General features: G+C 45.2%; 19 protein-coding genes. 1 reads left to right on the forward strand and 18 read right to left on the reverse strand.

Going from position 1 to position 15929, the window contains the following annotated elements:
- From GKZ87_10790 to GKZ87_10860, 15 genes are all read right to left on the reverse strand, one after another.
- A complete protein-coding gene (locus GKZ87_10790) occupies window positions 1-1311 on the reverse strand; it encodes a ribosome biogenesis GTPase Der (protein QSI25932.1) in 1311 nt (436 codons plus the stop codon).
- A gap of 35 nt (window positions 1312-1346) precedes the next feature.
- Entirely contained in the window at window positions 1347-2003 is a 657-nt protein-coding gene (locus GKZ87_10795) for a (d)CMP kinase (protein ID QSI25933.1), read from the reverse strand.
- Between the two features lies 1 nt (window position 2004).
- A complete protein-coding gene (locus tag GKZ87_10800) occupies window positions 2005-2985 on the reverse strand; it encodes a hypothetical protein (protein QSI25934.1) in 981 nt (326 codons plus the stop codon).
- 121 nt (window positions 2986-3106) lie between these two features.
- Entirely contained in the window at window positions 3107-3670 is a 564-nt protein-coding gene (efp, locus tag GKZ87_10805; protein ID QSI25935.1) for an elongation factor P, read from the reverse strand.
- A 100-nt stretch (window positions 3671-3770) separates the two neighbouring features.
- Window positions 3771-4100 carry a hypothetical protein gene (locus tag GKZ87_10810; GenBank protein QSI25936.1) on the reverse strand — a complete coding sequence of 110 codons (330 nt, stop codon included), beginning with the start codon at window positions 4098-4100 and terminating at the stop codon, window positions 3771-3773.
- Window positions 4101-4117: 17 nt separating this feature from the next.
- Window positions 4118-4552 carry a hypothetical protein gene (locus GKZ87_10815; protein QSI25937.1) on the reverse strand — a complete coding sequence of 145 codons (435 nt, stop codon included), beginning with the start codon at window positions 4550-4552 and terminating at the stop codon, window positions 4118-4120.
- Entirely contained in the window at window positions 4539-4958 is a 420-nt protein-coding gene (locus tag GKZ87_10820; GenBank protein QSI25938.1) for a type II secretion system protein, read from the reverse strand. The genes GKZ87_10815 and GKZ87_10820 overlap by 14 nt, the downstream gene beginning before the upstream one ends.
- A 116-nt stretch (window positions 4959-5074) precedes the next feature.
- Window positions 5075-5482 (reverse strand): prepilin-type N-terminal cleavage/methylation domain-containing protein, encoded by a 408-nt coding sequence (locus GKZ87_10825; GenBank protein QSI27940.1) that lies wholly within the window; start codon window positions 5480-5482, stop codon window positions 5075-5077.
- Window positions 5448-5747, reverse strand: a complete 300-nt coding sequence (locus tag GKZ87_10830; GenBank protein ID QSI25939.1) for a prepilin-type N-terminal cleavage/methylation domain-containing protein — start codon at window positions 5745-5747, stop codon at window positions 5448-5450. The genes GKZ87_10825 and GKZ87_10830 overlap by 35 nt, the downstream gene beginning before the upstream one ends.
- An 11-nt stretch (window positions 5748-5758) precedes the next feature.
- Window positions 5759-6712, reverse strand: coding sequence for a type II secretion protein F (locus GKZ87_10835; protein QSI27941.1), 954 nt, complete (start codon window positions 6710-6712; stop codon window positions 5759-5761).
- Entirely contained in the window at window positions 6702-7697 is a 996-nt protein-coding gene (locus tag GKZ87_10840; GenBank protein QSI25940.1) for a competence protein ComG, read from the reverse strand. The genes GKZ87_10835 and GKZ87_10840 overlap by 11 nt, the downstream gene beginning before the upstream one ends.
- Window positions 7698-7813: 116 nt before the next feature.
- Window positions 7814-8278, reverse strand: coding sequence for a GNAT family N-acetyltransferase (locus GKZ87_10845; GenBank protein ID QSI25941.1), 465 nt, complete (start codon window positions 8276-8278; stop codon window positions 7814-7816).
- A gap of 2 nt (window positions 8279-8280) precedes the next feature.
- Window positions 8281-8892 carry an MBL fold metallo-hydrolase gene (locus GKZ87_10850; GenBank protein QSI25942.1) on the reverse strand — a complete coding sequence of 204 codons (612 nt, stop codon included), beginning with the start codon at window positions 8890-8892 and terminating at the stop codon, window positions 8281-8283.
- Window positions 8893-8930: 38 nt separating this feature from the next.
- On the reverse strand, window positions 8931-9080 hold the full coding sequence (gene rpmG, locus GKZ87_10855; protein QSI25943.1) for a 50S ribosomal protein L33: 150 nt from the start codon (window positions 9078-9080) through the stop codon (window positions 8931-8933).
- Between the two features lie 53 nt (window positions 9081-9133).
- A complete protein-coding gene (locus GKZ87_10860) occupies window positions 9134-11206 on the reverse strand; it encodes a penicillin-binding protein 2 (protein QSI25944.1) in 2073 nt (690 codons plus the stop codon).
- A 304-nt stretch (window positions 11207-11510) separates the two neighbouring features.
- Between GKZ87_10860 and ispG the strand changes: the two genes are divergently transcribed.
- Complete coding sequence (gene ispG / locus GKZ87_10865) at window positions 11511-12587, forward strand: flavodoxin-dependent (E)-4-hydroxy-3-methylbut-2-enyl-diphosphate synthase (protein ID QSI25945.1); 1077 nt, start codon at window positions 11511-11513, stop codon at window positions 12585-12587.
- Between the two features lie 391 nt (window positions 12588-12978).
- Here ispG and GKZ87_10870 read toward each other — a convergent pair whose 3' ends face one another.
- Genes GKZ87_10870 through GKZ87_10880 form a run of 3 tightly spaced genes read right to left on the reverse strand, consistent with a single transcriptional unit; the run spans window position 12979 to window position 15754 of the window.
- Complete coding sequence (locus GKZ87_10870) at window positions 12979-13509, reverse strand: GNAT family N-acetyltransferase (protein QSI25946.1); 531 nt, start codon at window positions 13507-13509, stop codon at window positions 12979-12981.
- 2 nt (window positions 13510-13511) lie between these two features.
- Window positions 13512-14393, reverse strand: a complete 882-nt coding sequence (locus GKZ87_10875; GenBank protein QSI25947.1) for a deoxyribonuclease IV — start codon at window positions 14391-14393, stop codon at window positions 13512-13514.
- Complete coding sequence (locus tag GKZ87_10880) at window positions 14390-15754, reverse strand: DEAD/DEAH box helicase (GenBank protein ID QSI25948.1); 1365 nt, start codon at window positions 15752-15754, stop codon at window positions 14390-14392. Before GKZ87_10880 ends, GKZ87_10875 begins: the two co-directional genes overlap by 4 nt.
- Window positions 15755-15929: the final 175 nt, after the last annotated feature.

A 15929-nucleotide genomic window follows, 5' to 3' on the forward strand; every position in this document is an offset into this window, starting at 1 on the left:
TCACCTGCTTCTTTCTCTAGCCAGAATTCTCAATGTTGTACCGTTAAAGCCAAATGCTTCCCGCAATCTGTTTTCCAGATAACGCTTGTAGCTGAAATGCAGCAGCTCGGGATCATTCACAAACAGAACAAAGGTTGGCGGTGCCACTGACACCTGAGAGGCATAATAGATTTTCAGCCGCTGTCCCTTGTGTGTGGGCGGCGGTGTCATAAGCTGTGCATCCATAATGACCTCATTCAGCACGTTGGTCTGTATACGAAGCACGGAATAATCATGTACCTCGTCGATGACCGGTAAAATGGTGTGGATCCGCTGCTTCTTTAAAGCGGATACAAACAGAATCGGTGCATAGGACAGATACAAGAACTGTGCCCGGATTTCCTTTTCAATCGTATGCATGGTCTGCTCGTCCTTTTCCACAGTATCCCACTTGTTATATACGATAATAACACCCTTGCCGGCCTCATGTGCATAGCCTGCGACATGCTTGTCCTGTTCACGGATTCCTTTTTCTCCATCGATAACAACCAGAACAACATCGCTGCGCTCAATCGCACTCATCGCACGCAGCACGGAGTATTTTTCAATGCTTTCATATACCTTGCCCCGTTTGCGGATTCCGGCGGTATCTATTACGACATATTCCTTGCCCTCACGCTTAAACGGCGTGTCTATGGCATCCCGTGTCGTTCCTTCAATATTGGAAACAATGACACGCTCCTGGTTCAAAACCGCATTGACAAGAGAGCTTTTTCCTACATTTGGACGACCGATGACGCAGAATTTCGTCATTCCGTCGTATTCGTCCTTTTCTTTTTTTGGCAGTGCATGAATAATGGCATCCAGAACATCCCCGATACCGATTCCATGCGCACCGGAAACAGCCAGCGGATCACCGAGACCCAGACTGTAAAATTCATAGATTGCATCATTCTGTGCAAAATCATCCACCTTGTTCACTGCCAGAATCACAGGCTTTTTCGTACGATGCAGCAGGCGTGCGACATATTCATCATCGTGCGTCAAACCATCTTTGCCGCTGACGACAAACACAATGCAGTCAGCCTCATCGATTGCGATTTCCACCTGCATATTGATTTCCGTTTGAAAATCCTGGTTAGCCAGCTGAATTCCACCGGTATCAATTACGCGGAATTCCCTGGTCAGCCATTCAGCTTTTCCATAGATACGATCACGGGTTACTCCCGGCGTATCCTCTACAATACTTTTTCGTTCACCGATGATTCGGTTAAAAATCGTTGATTTGCCGACATTCGGGCGACCAACAATGGCTACAATTCCATTTATCATATTTGAACTTCAGCTTGCGCTGAATTCACCTCCTATCATGAAAGGGTAGGAATATTCCTGCGTATTTCTTTTACAACCTCCTCGATACTCATATCGGACGTATCGATTTGAATTGCATCCTCCGCCTTACGCAGCGGCGAGGCTTCGCGGTTCATATCCTGATAGTCCCGCTGTTCTATATCACGGTAGATTTCATCATAATCTGCTTTTACATTTTTTTCCAGATATTCCCTATATCTACGCTCAGCCCGTGCCTTTACACTTGCGACCATATAGATTTTCAGTTCTGCATCCGGAAGAACAACCGTGCCGATATCGCGTCCATCCATGATATAGCCCTTATCCTTTGCCATCTGCTGCTGTAAAGCAACCAGACGTTCTCTCACCTTAGGATGTGCAGAAACACTGCTCGCAAGCATGGAAATCTCATTTTCACGAATTTGTTTGGAAACATCCTCGCCGTTAATATATACAGCTCCTGCAGAATCGAAGCTGATTTTGATATCCTCCAGCATAGCGACCAAAGCGGCTTCATCGCCTGCAGCAATACCGCGCTTTTGAGAAGCAAGCGCCGTACAGCGATACATCGCTCCGGTATCCAAATGAGAATACCCCAGCTCCTTGGCTAATATTTTGGCAATCGTACTCTTTCCGGCCGCACTCGGGCCATCAATCGCGATATTTATTTTCATTTTAGATTCCTCCTGCTTTCCATAATGAATAGGCAATAAAGCCAATAATGACAAGCAGCACCAGAATCAAAAAGCATAATACGAAATTCAACAGCTTATTCGTCTTTTCCACACCGTCAGAAAGATCAGTCAGCTCATCCTCATATTCATCCATCTGTACACGGAGCTGTTGTGTTTCCTCTAACAGCTTCTTATGTAAGACAGCCTGCTGCGGCGCATCCTTTTTCACAGCTGCAGGGGCTTCCTCCTCATCCACAGCATCCTCCATCATCACCGGCTGAATAACCTTTTTTGCGTTACGTACAGGAGGCTGTTCCTTTTGGATTTCCTGTACTTCCTTCGCTTCGGTTGTCTGCTGCGGCGCAAAGGCTTCAACGATTGGCTCCTCCTGTACACTTGCATACTTCGCATAGGATGTGTCTGTCGTTTCCTCCGTATATGCAGGAACCTGCGTGTCTGTTTCTTCTTCTGCCGGTGCAGCTGCCATTACAGGGGCTTCCTCCTCCTTTAGAAGATTCTGTACCTGCATTGCGATATCGTCCCGGCTCAGAATGGTTTTCTTTGGTTCTTCCGCTTCCGGCTCTTCCTGGATTTCCTGTATGTAATGCGAACGCTTCGCCCGATTTGCGGCATTCAGCTGATACAGAATATCAGCCTGCGTATTATCGCTTTCTCTGGTACCCTTGCGTATATTATATTCCCGCACTTCCTTAATGAAATCATCCAGATATTCATTGGTAAAGGTATCATCCACAGGCGGACGCTCGATCGAATCCTGTTCTTTCTTTTCCCGTACAGGAGTATATTCTTCATCACTGCTGATATTGACCCTTTTAAAAATAGACGAGTCAAATTTCTTCAGCGTTTCCTCCTGCTCCTGCACGACGCCTTCCTCTGTGTGCAGGGTTTTATCTATATTATTATCAGTTTCAATGGATTTTCTCAATTCCGCATATTTTTTCACTCTTGATAGCTTTTCCATCTGATTACCTCCCAATCTAACAACCATTATAACAAAAATAAAGGTTCTTGGATATGCATATTCTTTAAGAAATCATACTTTTTAAGCCGTTTCACAAAAGAAAAGCTGCACTGGCAGCTTTTTAGTCTTTTGCTCTTCCGGAATATTTTCCATCCGATGTGTTTACAAGCACCATTTCATCCTGATTGATGAACAGCGGCACCTTGATTTCCAGGCCGGATTCCAGGGTTGCATTCTTGCTGGCGGAGGTAGCTGTATCACCCTTGACAGCAGGCTCGCATTCCACGATCTGCAGCGCCACCTTGTCCGGCAGAATTACACCGAGAATCTCACTTTCAAACATGGAGATATTGACGTTATCGTTTGGCTTCATGAAGTTCATTTCCCATTTCAGACGATCCTTTGGGATTTCAATCTGTTCATAGGTTTCATTGTCCATGAATACCAGAGCATCATCCGTATCATACAGATACTGCATTTCCTTTTTTTCGATATGAGCAGGTGTGATTTTATCTCCACCGCCCCATGATAATTCTACATTGGATCCCGTTCTCAGGTTTCTGACCTTAGCCTTTACCACCATTGCAGAACGAGCTGTTTTATTCTGACTCTGTTCCAGCACAACGAAGATTTCTCCATCCTGCTGAATTGTCATACCAGGTTTTAAATCATTGGAACTGATCATACGATATTCACCTTTCCTTTATTATTTTTTTATGTCCTATTCTATTTTATAGGATTTAACGCATTTGTCAAATTTTTTATGAAAAAAAGTCTGATTTTTTTCACATCAGGCTTTTGAAACGAATACTGTCCGCATATAGCATCAGGGATAAAAAGACCGCAAGATACAAATACCAGAAGGTTGCCAGGTCAAACAGCTCCTGCCTTACTTCATAGCAGCCAAGAAAGACAACAACGAAACCAAGGGCTATGAGGAAATCTCTGACTTCCAGTGCCCTGCAATTTGCACTTCGGTAAAACAGCCGGGCAGGCAGGAGCAATACAGCATACAGCGGTACCAGCAGATAGGCTGATTCATTTACAATCAGCAGCAGATTGCCAAGGCCTGCAAATGCCAGAAACATAAGGGTACTCAATAGGATTGTCAGCATGTAAAACCACCTCTTTCCTAGTCTGGTTCATCAGAGCCTAAATATACAACATCCAGTATGCTTCCATCCTCGCTGTCAAAGACCACCCGCATATGTACCTGCCCCTTGGGATGAGTGTAAGCAACATCGATTTGATTTTCGTGCCTTGTAAACTGAAAGACGGCATTGCGAAACAGCTGTTCCCATTGTGTTGGCAGCTTTTTTGCTTCCTGTATATCCTCCTCCTGCTCCAACTCCTCCGTGCTTATCTCTTTTTCCGCCTCCTGCTCTTGCTGCAGCTTATCCAGATACCTGCTGCAGGAGCGAATGGCGTACAGATCATAGCTTTCCTGCAGCTCATGCACACTGGAAAAGGCCGCAACGCGCTGCAGGAAGAAAGCTAAAAAGCATAAAAAGATCAAGAGAAGCAGCAGGGCATACAGGCTGATAAAGCCCTTATTATTCACATGCAAGCAGCGCCTCCTGGCGGTGCTTGTTCCGTGTCCATATAACATACATGCATTCCTTTCGCTTTTGAAACTGCAGGCTGTCCACATCCTGTAAGAAAATCTCATACCCATCCTTTCGTACCAGACGCCTTCGATCAAAAACCAGACGCTGCTCTTTTTTACGGTATGTAAAGAGAAGTGCCTCCTCCTGTATGGACAGTGCTCTGCTTTGTACCAGCAGAACGCGCAGCTGTGCTATGGCAATACGGTCCTCATTGTAATACAGCGGTTTCTGCAGGCGCTGCAGGGTGGAAGCAAGGGGAACCAGAAGCAGACAGGAAATGCCGACACAGCTGAAGGCCACAAGCACCTCCACCAGGGTGAAGCCTTGCTTATTCCTGATAGACTTCTTCCACTGCATCATTTTCAAACTCCCCTGCATTCTGTTCCATCGTATGAGTCATCAGCGCACACTGCAGGCAGATCAATGCCAGTATACCGAGAATCATCAACAGAAAGAGTGCTTCACTCAGCACAATTCCGCGTCTATCGTACATCGAGACGCCCACTTCCCAGCTGTGCCACCAGTTGTATCGAGGAGGAGGCATTGCGGCAGTGCAGTGTAAATGCCTGGGATATCGTGCCGTGTGGGGTGTAGTGAAAGCGAAGCGTATCACAGCTTGTGGTTTTCTGCAGGGGATATTGTTTATCATCCTTATACACATTGCTGCCGCGAAGCTGTATCGTAACATTTTTATGAAGCTTCATCGCCTCTGCCTGCGCCTGTATACAGAGCTCTCGTATCTGCTGAGCATCCATACGCAAAAGGATTCCCTGCTGTCGGTTTAACAGCGGTGTCACCAGTAGGATAACGGATAGCAAAAGCAAAACAAGCAGCATTTCCACCAGCGTGAACCCCCTATCGCACAGCTGCCTGTCCATTGCTGATTTCAATTGTATCTCCATTCGGACAGCGGCGCTGTGTCTCCTTCAAATATCCCCTGCTGATTAAATCAGACATGCTTTTGGGCGGGCTCAGATTTTCCACCTCATACAGTACAATTTGCGCGTTGGCAACCTCAATCAATGCCTCACAGCCCTTACTGCGAATGATTTTTTCCTTCTGCTGGATGTTTGGCAGAGTCAGCAGAAATATAAGTGCGATGATGGACAATACGATCATCATTTCCAGAATGGTAAAGCCCTTGTTATTTTTCATAAAGCTCCTTTCTACAGCTGTTCCAGCATGGATAGCGGAATCAGCATGATTTGATAAACAAGTAAAACAACTACGCCTACAAAGCCATAGGCAATGCATTGTACAATGACCGCAAAGCGCTTCAGCAGCCGCTCCCAGGCTCTTTCCTGCTGCTGCAGTCCACTTTGCAGCATAGTGCACAAAGAGCCGGTAGAGCTGCCAATGCGAAAGGACGTTTTGAAGGTGTCATTCAACAGCGGCTCCTGCTCGATGACACACAGCATATCCTCCCCATTCTGCAGCCGCAGCATCAAGTGCCTGTGCAATTCACAAAACAGCGTTTCCTTGCAAAGCTGTTCCAGATACTGCAGGGCAATTCTGGTCGGAATCCCCTGCTTGAGCAGCTCGATCATATATCCGCTAAACAGATAGGATTCCACATGGGACGCCAGTGCACACAGATGCTTGTTCCTTAGAATCAGGGCATTGCGTATCCTTGGCTTATGCTTCAGATACAACAGCAGTATGGCGAAGCAGACACTGCACAGCGCAAGCATGCGGCAGCCGTTTTGTAAGAGTGCGACGCCAAACAGCAGTCCCCCAAAATCTTCTCCCTGTTCAAAGCTTTGCAGCATCTGGGGAATGATCGATGTAGTGAAAACCAGCAGCATCACATACGCAAACAGAAAAATCGCAAAGGGATAGGCTGTCTTTTTCAGAAATTTGGAAAGTAATGTATGTTCGAAATCATACAGACACAGGGCACTTTCTATTGCCTTGCTCAAGGAGGTGATCTGCAAAAAGAAGCTGAGATGCTCATAAAAGCGCCCGCTTCCCTGCCTGCTTAAAATTTCTTCTATACTGCAGCCCTGCTCCAGCTCTTTTCTTATTTGTGTGCTATCCTTGCCAAGCAGCTGCAACGCTTCCAGATACGGATAGCCGTTGAGCAGCAGATCATGCAAATAACGCCAGTCGTCATTGCGCATACGGAAGGTCGATGACGGCTTCCTTCTGTGAAATGATTCCTTTTGAAACAGCAGCTTGAATTTCTTCAAAGATATCGTGATGCTCCTTAGGCACCTGTCCTTCATGGAAATAGGCATCCAGCTCTCTTTGTTCCAGAATTTCATAAATACACACCCTTTCATCCGTGCCGTTCTTCTTGTACAGACGCTGTGCACATACAGCACTCAATGTATGGTACAGCTCCTCATTGTGCAATCCAAACTCATTTAGTCGCTTGATTGCTTCCGTGCAGCATTTCGCATGAATCGTCGTAAAAATCAAATGGCCGCTCAATGCACAGCGCAGCAGCATGCGTGCAGTAACGGGATCACGTATTTCACCAATCATGATGACATCGGGATCATGACGCAGCAGTTCCTTGATTCCTTCTTCATAGGTAAAGCCTCCTGCTTCATTGATCTGAAGCTGCAGATAGCTGTCATCGAAGATTTCGATTGGATCCTCCAAAGAAACGACATGCAGCTTATTTTCCAAAGCAATCCGCTTTAAAATCGCATGCAAGGTCGTTGTCTTCCCACTGCCTGTAGGCCCGCTGAGGACAATCATTCCGCTTCTTGTTCTTGTCCAGTTCAAAAAGCTGTCTGTCTGTTTCTGGTTCATGCTCAGCTCCTCAAGCCGGATTTCTTCATGATTGTTCAGCACACGCAGAACTGCCGTCTGTTTTTCCAGCGTCGGCAGCAGCGAGAAACGAAAATACAACAGATTTCCGCGAAATTCGTATTGAAAATTACCACTCTGCGGCTGTAGGGTATTTCCAAGATCCAGATTGCTGATATACTTCAGATAACAGAACAGACCCTCATCAAATGCCCCGTTTTGAATGGTTTCCAGACCATTCCATCCGCGCACCTGTACATGCAGCTTATGATGCATCAGCGTCAGATGCACATCCGTCACTCGTTTGCGCTCCACCATGTGCAGCATCTGTTCAAGCTTTTCCTTCATACTCTCACCTTCTTTCTTTATACATACTTCTATACGTTTTAAAACACCCAAAATCCTAAAATATCCCGAAAAAAGTAAAAAAAAACGGAAATATATCCGTTTTCATTAAAAATGTATCATTTTAACTTCTTTTTCATTGTTTTTACTGCGGTTTTATAGCCATGCTTTTCATAAAGCTTTTGCGCACTGCGGTTTTCCTGCAATACGTTTAATTCTACATATTCCAGCTCGCGTACCCTGGCCCAGTGCTCAACCTCCTGTAACAGCCGATTACCGATTCCAAGTCCTCTGGCTTCCCTGCTGACAACAAGATCCATTAAGGTGGCATAGGCATGCGGAATCACATAGGAATCCGCCGGAGTCAGCTGCTTCATCACCAGTGCCAATCCGAAAATACAGGAATTTTCCATAGCCAGCAGAATATCACAATCCGGAAGCCGGATCATGGTCTTTAAAAATTCCTCATCCTGCATTCCTCTGCAGTAACTGAAGGGCTGCAGCCGCGCCATGTCCGCATATAAAACCTCATACAGTCTCAGAATTTCCTGTATATGAGACTGCGTCGCCGTAATGATGGTCATAATCAGAGCTGCAGATATGGGTTGTAGCGAAACTCCATATCCAGCGTTGTATCAGGCCCGTGTCCCGGAAACACTTTCAAATCAGGAGACAGGGTTTCCCGGATCATGCGCAATGTCTGCATCATTTTGGTATTGCTGCCGGTAGGCAAATCTGTACGGCCGATGCTTCCCTGAAAAATCACATCTCCGCAAATCAGCTTATCATCCCATAGCAGCATGGTGCTTCCCTCACTGTGCCCCGGTGCATCAATGGCACGAAGCGTAAAAGCTCCGATTTCATTTTTTCCAGGCTTCAGCTTGGTTACTGGACTGTTGACAACAACAGGCGCCTGATAGGAGAAGTTCAGCATCGGATCCTGCAGCATCGCCATATCCAGCTCATTGATATACACCGGACAATGATATTTTTTTACAAGTGCATCCACTCCGGCAATATGATCAAAATGACCGTGTGTCAGCACGATTGCATCAACAATACCATCCTGGGAATCAATCGTTTCCTGCAGCTTAGCCGATTTGCTGCCCGGATCAATGATCAGTACATGATGATCTTCCCAAAGCAGATAGGTATTTACCTGTACCATACCTAAAACAAATATATCCATCTTTTTCATGTCAGTCACCGAATAAAAAAGACCGTAGTCGGCCCTTCTTATTTTTTCTCCTTATGTAAAGTTTTCTTGTTACAACGTGGGCAATATTTCTGAATTTGCATACGTTCTGGATTTTTACGTTTATTACGTGTCCCGATGTAGTTTTCTTCGCCACATTCTGAACATTTGAACGTGATTCTATCTCTCATGTTGTCCCTCCTCGTACTTGCTTGAAAATTATATCATACTCTTTACAAAAAAGCTAATACTTTTTGAAAAACTCTTCTAAAACTTCTGGCATGATATTATAGGCGCAAAGGTTACCTGCAACACTTTGATCATTCGTCGCAGATTCCGGCACGGAACAGGCAAATGCAACCTTCGCTTTTTTATCGTATGGCGCATAGCCAATGAGTGAAGCATTGGTATAATTACCGACCTCGGCAGTACCGGTTTTGGCTGCCACCTGTACATTTAATCTGTTGATTGGATCTATCGCATGCTCTCCGGAAACAATCTGACGAAAGCCCATCTGAATCGTTTCCAGATCCTCTTTACTTCCCGGCAGAGCGGATAATACGTTTGTTTTATTCTCATAAACAGTGTAATCTGTATTTACCTCCGTAGCCGTATTGACCAGCTTCGGCTGCACCTTTTTACCGCCATTGGCAATAGTAGCCGCATACTGCACAAGCTGAATCGGTGTGTAGCTGTCATACTGACCGATGGCATAGTCCATAAGCAAACCTGCCGCCTGTGTGTTACCTGTAAAGCCCTGTGCCTCATTGGGTACATCCAGACCAGTTTTCGTACCAAGACCAAACATGGAATAGTAATTCCGCATAAGCTTAAAGGTTTTCTGAGCCATGGCATCTGTGATTCCCAATGGCTGATCGTAGGCATATGTTCCTCCGGCCAGTTTGATGACCGACTTAAACATATAGACATTACTGGATACCGCCAGGGCACGAATCGAATTTACTGCACCATAACGGTCAAATGATCCTTTGGTGTTTGTACCAGCAATTTTCATTGGCTCATCCACCTCGGTACTGTAACGGGTTTGTACACCCTGATCCAGCATCATATAAACCGTCGCACCCTTTACAACAGAACCGGACGCAAAGGCATCCAGATACGCACCACTGGAGTAATTCTGAATTTTTCCATCCTCATCCAGATATTTGCCGCTCATTGCATAGATTTCACCGGTTTGCGGATTCATTAACACAACAATCGCCTTTTTGAACTTTTCACGCCCTGTTGTCCCCGCATACTTTTTCAGTGTATCCTCCAGTATAGCATCCACCTTTTTTTGTAATTCCACATCAATGGTCAAATGCAGATCATATCCGTTTTTCCCGCTGCTGGTTTCATTCATAATCGCCGTACCATCGGAATCATAAGATATGTCACTGACCCTCGGTGTACCGCTGAGCAAGTCCTCATACTGCTTTTCCAAACCGCTCTGCCCGACGCGATCGGTTAAGGAATATCCCATCGCCTCATAATAGGAACGAAGCTCGGAGGGCACTCCCTGCTTGGATGAGGTTATGCTTCCCAACACATCACGCAAGGTATCTTTATATGGGTACTCCCGTTTCCAGGAGCCCAGATTCACATCAAAGCCGCGGTATTTATCCTTGTTCTCCATCAGCTTTGCGACACTGTCACTATCCACATCCTCCAGAATCACCTTATTCTGGTTATTCGGCAGCTTGCGCATGGCAAGATACACATAAAATGCATCCTTGGTGTCATCATCAGCAAGCTCATCCACCATTTTCATCGTGATCCGGCTTCTGATTTTCTTTTCCTGTTCCTCAACTGTCAGTGTTTCCTTTTCCTTGGCACTCAGCAGATTTTGCCCGGAATCCTTGTTTCCTTTATCATCCGTATGTAAAAACATATACAAATCCTGATAATCGGAATTTGTCATGCCCTTATGATCCACCTTGAAGTCCTTGGCAAACGTCTGTGCCAGCTTCCACTGCTCCTCACTTGTCGCATCCTTTGGAGGAAAATAAACAATATTATGAGAGGAAACGGTTTTTGCGATCACCTTGCCGTTACGATCCAGCATTTCTCCGCGAGCAGTACTGTCCGTCTGCTTCTGGGAAGAATAATTTTCCAGCTTGGCGGCATAATCCTCCTGGCTTCTTATCTGCAAAAATACCAGACGTACCGATACAACTGAAAATATAAGACATATTATAATACCGAAAATAAAGATGCGCCTGTTTACAATTTTGAAATAATCGTTCTGCGTCTTCAAAACATCGGAGCTTCTGCTTAATTTCTTTTGATCCAGATCTCGAAAAGGATTTCGTATCATACGCACACCTCCTGCCCATTAGTATACCATAAACAAAATAGTGATTCCATACATTTAAAGATTTGTAAGATTTTTGTAATGCACGCTGACTTACGCATGGAAAGCAATACATAAGCACAGGCTTTATCGAATACCCTGATATGTTCCCTGCTGCATATATCCTATAAAAATCAAGCATATATATCTTATACAATACCGCTACAATAAGCTATCTTACACATCCCATTTGAGCCTGTTCCAGAAAGGCTTGGATTGCTTTTCCTAAGGAACTTCTGCTATAATGAAAACATGAGGTGAAACCAATATGAAAAGAACAAATACAAGAAGCATACAGGTTCGCGATTTACAGATTGGCGGGCAAAACAGAGTTGTTATACAGTCCATGTGCAACACACGGACAAGTGATATAGAAGCTACGGTAGCACAGATTTTACAGCTGGAGCAGATTGGCTGTGAGCTGGTACGCATGGCCGTGATAGATGAGAAGGATGCAGCCGCTATTACAGAAATCAAAAGGCGTACACATATCCCGCTCGTTGCGGATATTCATTACGATTACCGTATTGCTATTGCAGCCGTGAAGGCGGGTATTGATAAGATTCGTTTAAATCCGGGAAACATCGGAGGAAAAGAAAATGTAGAGGCTGTTGTCAAGGTATGCAAAGAGCATCACATTCCAATCCGCATCGGGATAAACAGCGGTTCTCTGGAAAAGGATATTCATGAAAAATATGGCAGACCGACAGCCGAGGGAATGATGGAAAGTGCCCGCCGCCATGTTCAGATTCTGGAGGAGCTTGATTTCCACGATATCTGTCTGTCCTTTAAATCTAGCGATCCACTGCTTTGTATAGATGCCTATCGCTTAGCAGCTACCACCTTCCCCTATCCGCTCCATCTTGGCGTAACAGAGGCAGGCACCTTTATAGGCAGTGCAATCAAAAGCAGCATGGCACTGGGTACGTTGTTAAATGAAGGCATCGGTGATACGATTCGAATCAGCGTTAACGGGGATCCGGTAAATGAAATCACGATCGTAAAGCAGCTGCTGAAATGCTGCGGACTCTTAAAAAATACGCCGAATCTGATAGCCTGTCCGACCTGTGGCAGAACCGCATGGGATATGCAGCCGGTTGTAGATGAAATGGAGGCGTTCCTGCAGACGATTAACTGTGATGTAAATGTCGCCATTATGGGCTGTGCAGTAAACGGGCCGGGAGAAGCAAAGCATGCGGATATTGCTATAGCAGGAGGGCGCAATGAGGGGCTGCTTATAAAAAAGGGTACTATCATCGAAAAGCTGCCACAGGAACAAATCGTTGCACGGTTAAAGGAAGAAATTCTGGCATTTGAAAAGGAGCATTGCAAGAGTACCCTTTAAATAAGGACTCCGTTGCTTAATAATGTTATACACACATATCCTGTATAAGCTCCATCATGATTTTATAGTCTCATAGCTTTTAAAGGCACTGCTCACCGTGGTGCCTTTGTTTTTTTGTTTGATTTTTCTATATGCTGATGGATTTTACTGGAAAATAAAAAAAAGACCGCCTGTTTTACGGGCTTTGAAACGACTCCTTTCATTTGGTTGTCCAAACTTTGGTGGTTCACTTCATTCTTACTCGCTTTGCATAATGCTGTAATTGACGGCCAATCATTCTGTGCATTTCTGAGTAAGACCCGCTACATATCCGGTCTTTTTCCTTTGTTTTCAGAATTAGCTTTAATTCCTTTATTACCCTTGCAGTTCTTCTGCATTACATCCAGTATGATTACAAATAATAGCCCATTTCAATGCGGACGGCATGATTTTCTATATCCTGGTTGCTTTTGAAAGAAAGATCGCAGCCCAGGAATACGAAGCCGTTTCGCAGATAGCACTGTATTGCAGGGTCGTTGCAGGACTGTGTTTCCAGTACAATACAGCGAATCCTGCGCTCCTTCGCCAACTCCTTGACATGCTGTAACAAAAGCGTTGCACAGCCTCTGCCGCGATATGCAGGCGTTACATATATATTGGAAATGCGCAGTCTCTGCGTCCAGCTTTCCATACAAATTTCCATAAGAGCGATGACCTGTCCAGCCTCACGAACAGCAAACAGCTCAGGATTTTCCAGCCATTCACTGCACCACACATCATCAAAACCGCACGCTAGCGGCTCGATAAGCTTTGTGCGTTTAAACATCACACCGAAGCAGTCATCACCCTGTTTGGAAATTGCTTCATAAATATAGGAAGTAACATATCTGACTTGTAACGCCTTCTCCTTATAGTCCGCAATGTCCAGCCTGCATAGCTCCATCGTTAAACACCCGCCTTGATTTTTTCCATGATCTGCTCATCAAACACACCGCTTCGCAGCATGGCGATTTCCTGGCGGTATGGCGGATGATCCTCCACATACGGCGTTTCCAGAATTTTCACAACATCCTTCACACGCTCATTATGCACAATGGCATTCAGCTTATCAAAGCCGATTTCTCCAAAGCCGATATTCGCATGCCGATCCTTACGTGCCCCCTGTACATTTTTAGAATCATTGATATGCATGCAGACCAGACGGTCAAGACCAATCACTTTGTCAAATTCATCCAGGATTTGATCAAAATCTGATAAATCATATCCAGCATCATGGATATGGCACGTATCCAGACATACACGCAGACGGTCACCATAGACTGCATGATCCATCAGATACCGGATATGGGCAAAGGAATATCCGATTTCACTGCCCTTTCCGGCCATTGTTTCGATTGCAATCTGTACATCCTGAACGTCCGTCATCGCCTGATTCAGACCCTCGACAATCTTTTTCAGACCTTCCTCTTCTCCGGCCTTTACATGACTGCCCGGATGCAGAACCAGTACGGTTGCACGCAATGCCTGTACACGGGCAATCTCCTTTTGTAAAAACTCCACACCCAGCGTAAAGGTTTCCTCACGAACACAGTTAGCCAGATTGATGATATATGGTGCATGAACGATCATACTGCTTTCTTCGATCCCGTGCTCCTTCATAAGCGTGTGTGCTTCTTCAATTTTCAACTCGCTCATTGCCTTGCGCCGTGTATTTTGCGGTGCTCCGGTATACAGCATAAACGCATTGGCACCATAGCTGATTGCTTCCTTTACCGACCCCAGCACATAATCCGGTGCAGACATGGAAACATGACATCCTAGCTTCATTCCTGACCTCCCCGTTTTTCCATAACCTTCTGCTTTGCACGCTCCTTTTTCTGACGCTGGATATCCTCCTGAATCATCTGACGGCGTGCCTTGCGTTTCAGCTTTTCCACTTCCTGCTTCCGTTTCACCTTATATCCCGGCTTTACTTTTTTCTTTTTCTTTGAGACGATTTTAGAAATCTCCTTTTCCAGCGGATCATCCTTTTTCACCTTTTTGCGGTGCAGCGGCTCCAAATCGCTCCAGGTACCGTTTTTTAAATTGCGATGCTTAAAGCCGATTCCCTTTATCTCCAGAGAGCGGATCATCGCATCATCCTGCTTCTTATACAGGGCATAACAGATTCCATCCCTGCCGGCACGTCCGGTACGCCCGCTGCGATGAATATAATAATCCAGCTCTCTTGGAAAGCCCAGAGAAATAACGTGAGAAATTCCTTCGATATCAATACCGCGCGCTGCGATATCCGTTGCCACGACATAGGATTTCTGAATATTCACCAAATCCTTCATAGCCTTTGTACGCTCTCTTGGTGTCAAATCCCCATGCAGCTCAATGATGCCATATCCCGTATCCCGCATCATAGCGGCTACACTTGCGGCCTGGGTTCTTGTATTTGCGAAAATCAGACATACATAAGGCGTAAAGGTCGGTAACAGCTCTAACAGCTTTTCCTCATAGCTCTTTTCCTGACACGGAATCAGCACATGCTCGATTTTTGGATGAAAATCGCTTTGTTCCTGAATATGTACGGTACTCGGATTATCCATATATTTCTTTAAAAACTGCTGCAGAGCGACCGGAATTGTAGCGGAGAAGCTCATCATCTGTAAATTCTTTTTCATTTTTCCGGCAATGGCATCCACATCCTCCAGAAAACCGAATTCCAGCGTCATATCTGCCTCATCGACAACCATGATATCCGCAGTATCCACGCGCAGCGTCTGTTCCTTCAGGAACAAATCCCTGATACGTCCCGGCGTTCCTACAACGATATGCGGCTGTACCTTTAATTGCTCATTCATTCTTGATTTTTCCATACCGCCCGTAATCAAACGGATTCTAAGCATTGGATCTGCCTCACTCATTTTGTCACAGCGATTGAAAATCTGCAGGGCCAGCTCTCTGGTTGGCGCAGTAATCACCGCCTGAATCCCTGATTGACTGCTATCCACCTTTTCCATAATCGGAATCAGAAAGGAATGTGTTTTTCCGGTACCTGTATCTGAGATTCCGATGATATCTCTCCCCTTACAGGCAAGTGGAATTACAGCCTGCTGAATAGGAGTTGGCTCTTTGAAGCCCTCCAGGTTTATAAATTTTTTCGTGGCTTCACGAAAGTTGTAATCTGTATATTTGCTCATAAAATACCTCCTTATACGAATAAGCAGCCTCTTTATTATACAGGAAATCTCAAAGTTGTAAAACAATTTCTTTTTCCCTGCTATTTACCTACAATTCTGATACAGCGCTTATCACATATATGCTTATTATGGCATAATCAGCGGCAAAATTCTATGCATCTGCGTTTCTTTTCCT

The sequence above is a fragment of the Erysipelotrichaceae bacterium 66202529 genome, assembly GCA_017161075.1.
Taxonomy (GTDB): domain Bacteria; phylum Bacillota_I; class Bacilli_A; order Erysipelotrichales; family Erysipelotrichaceae; genus Clostridium_AQ.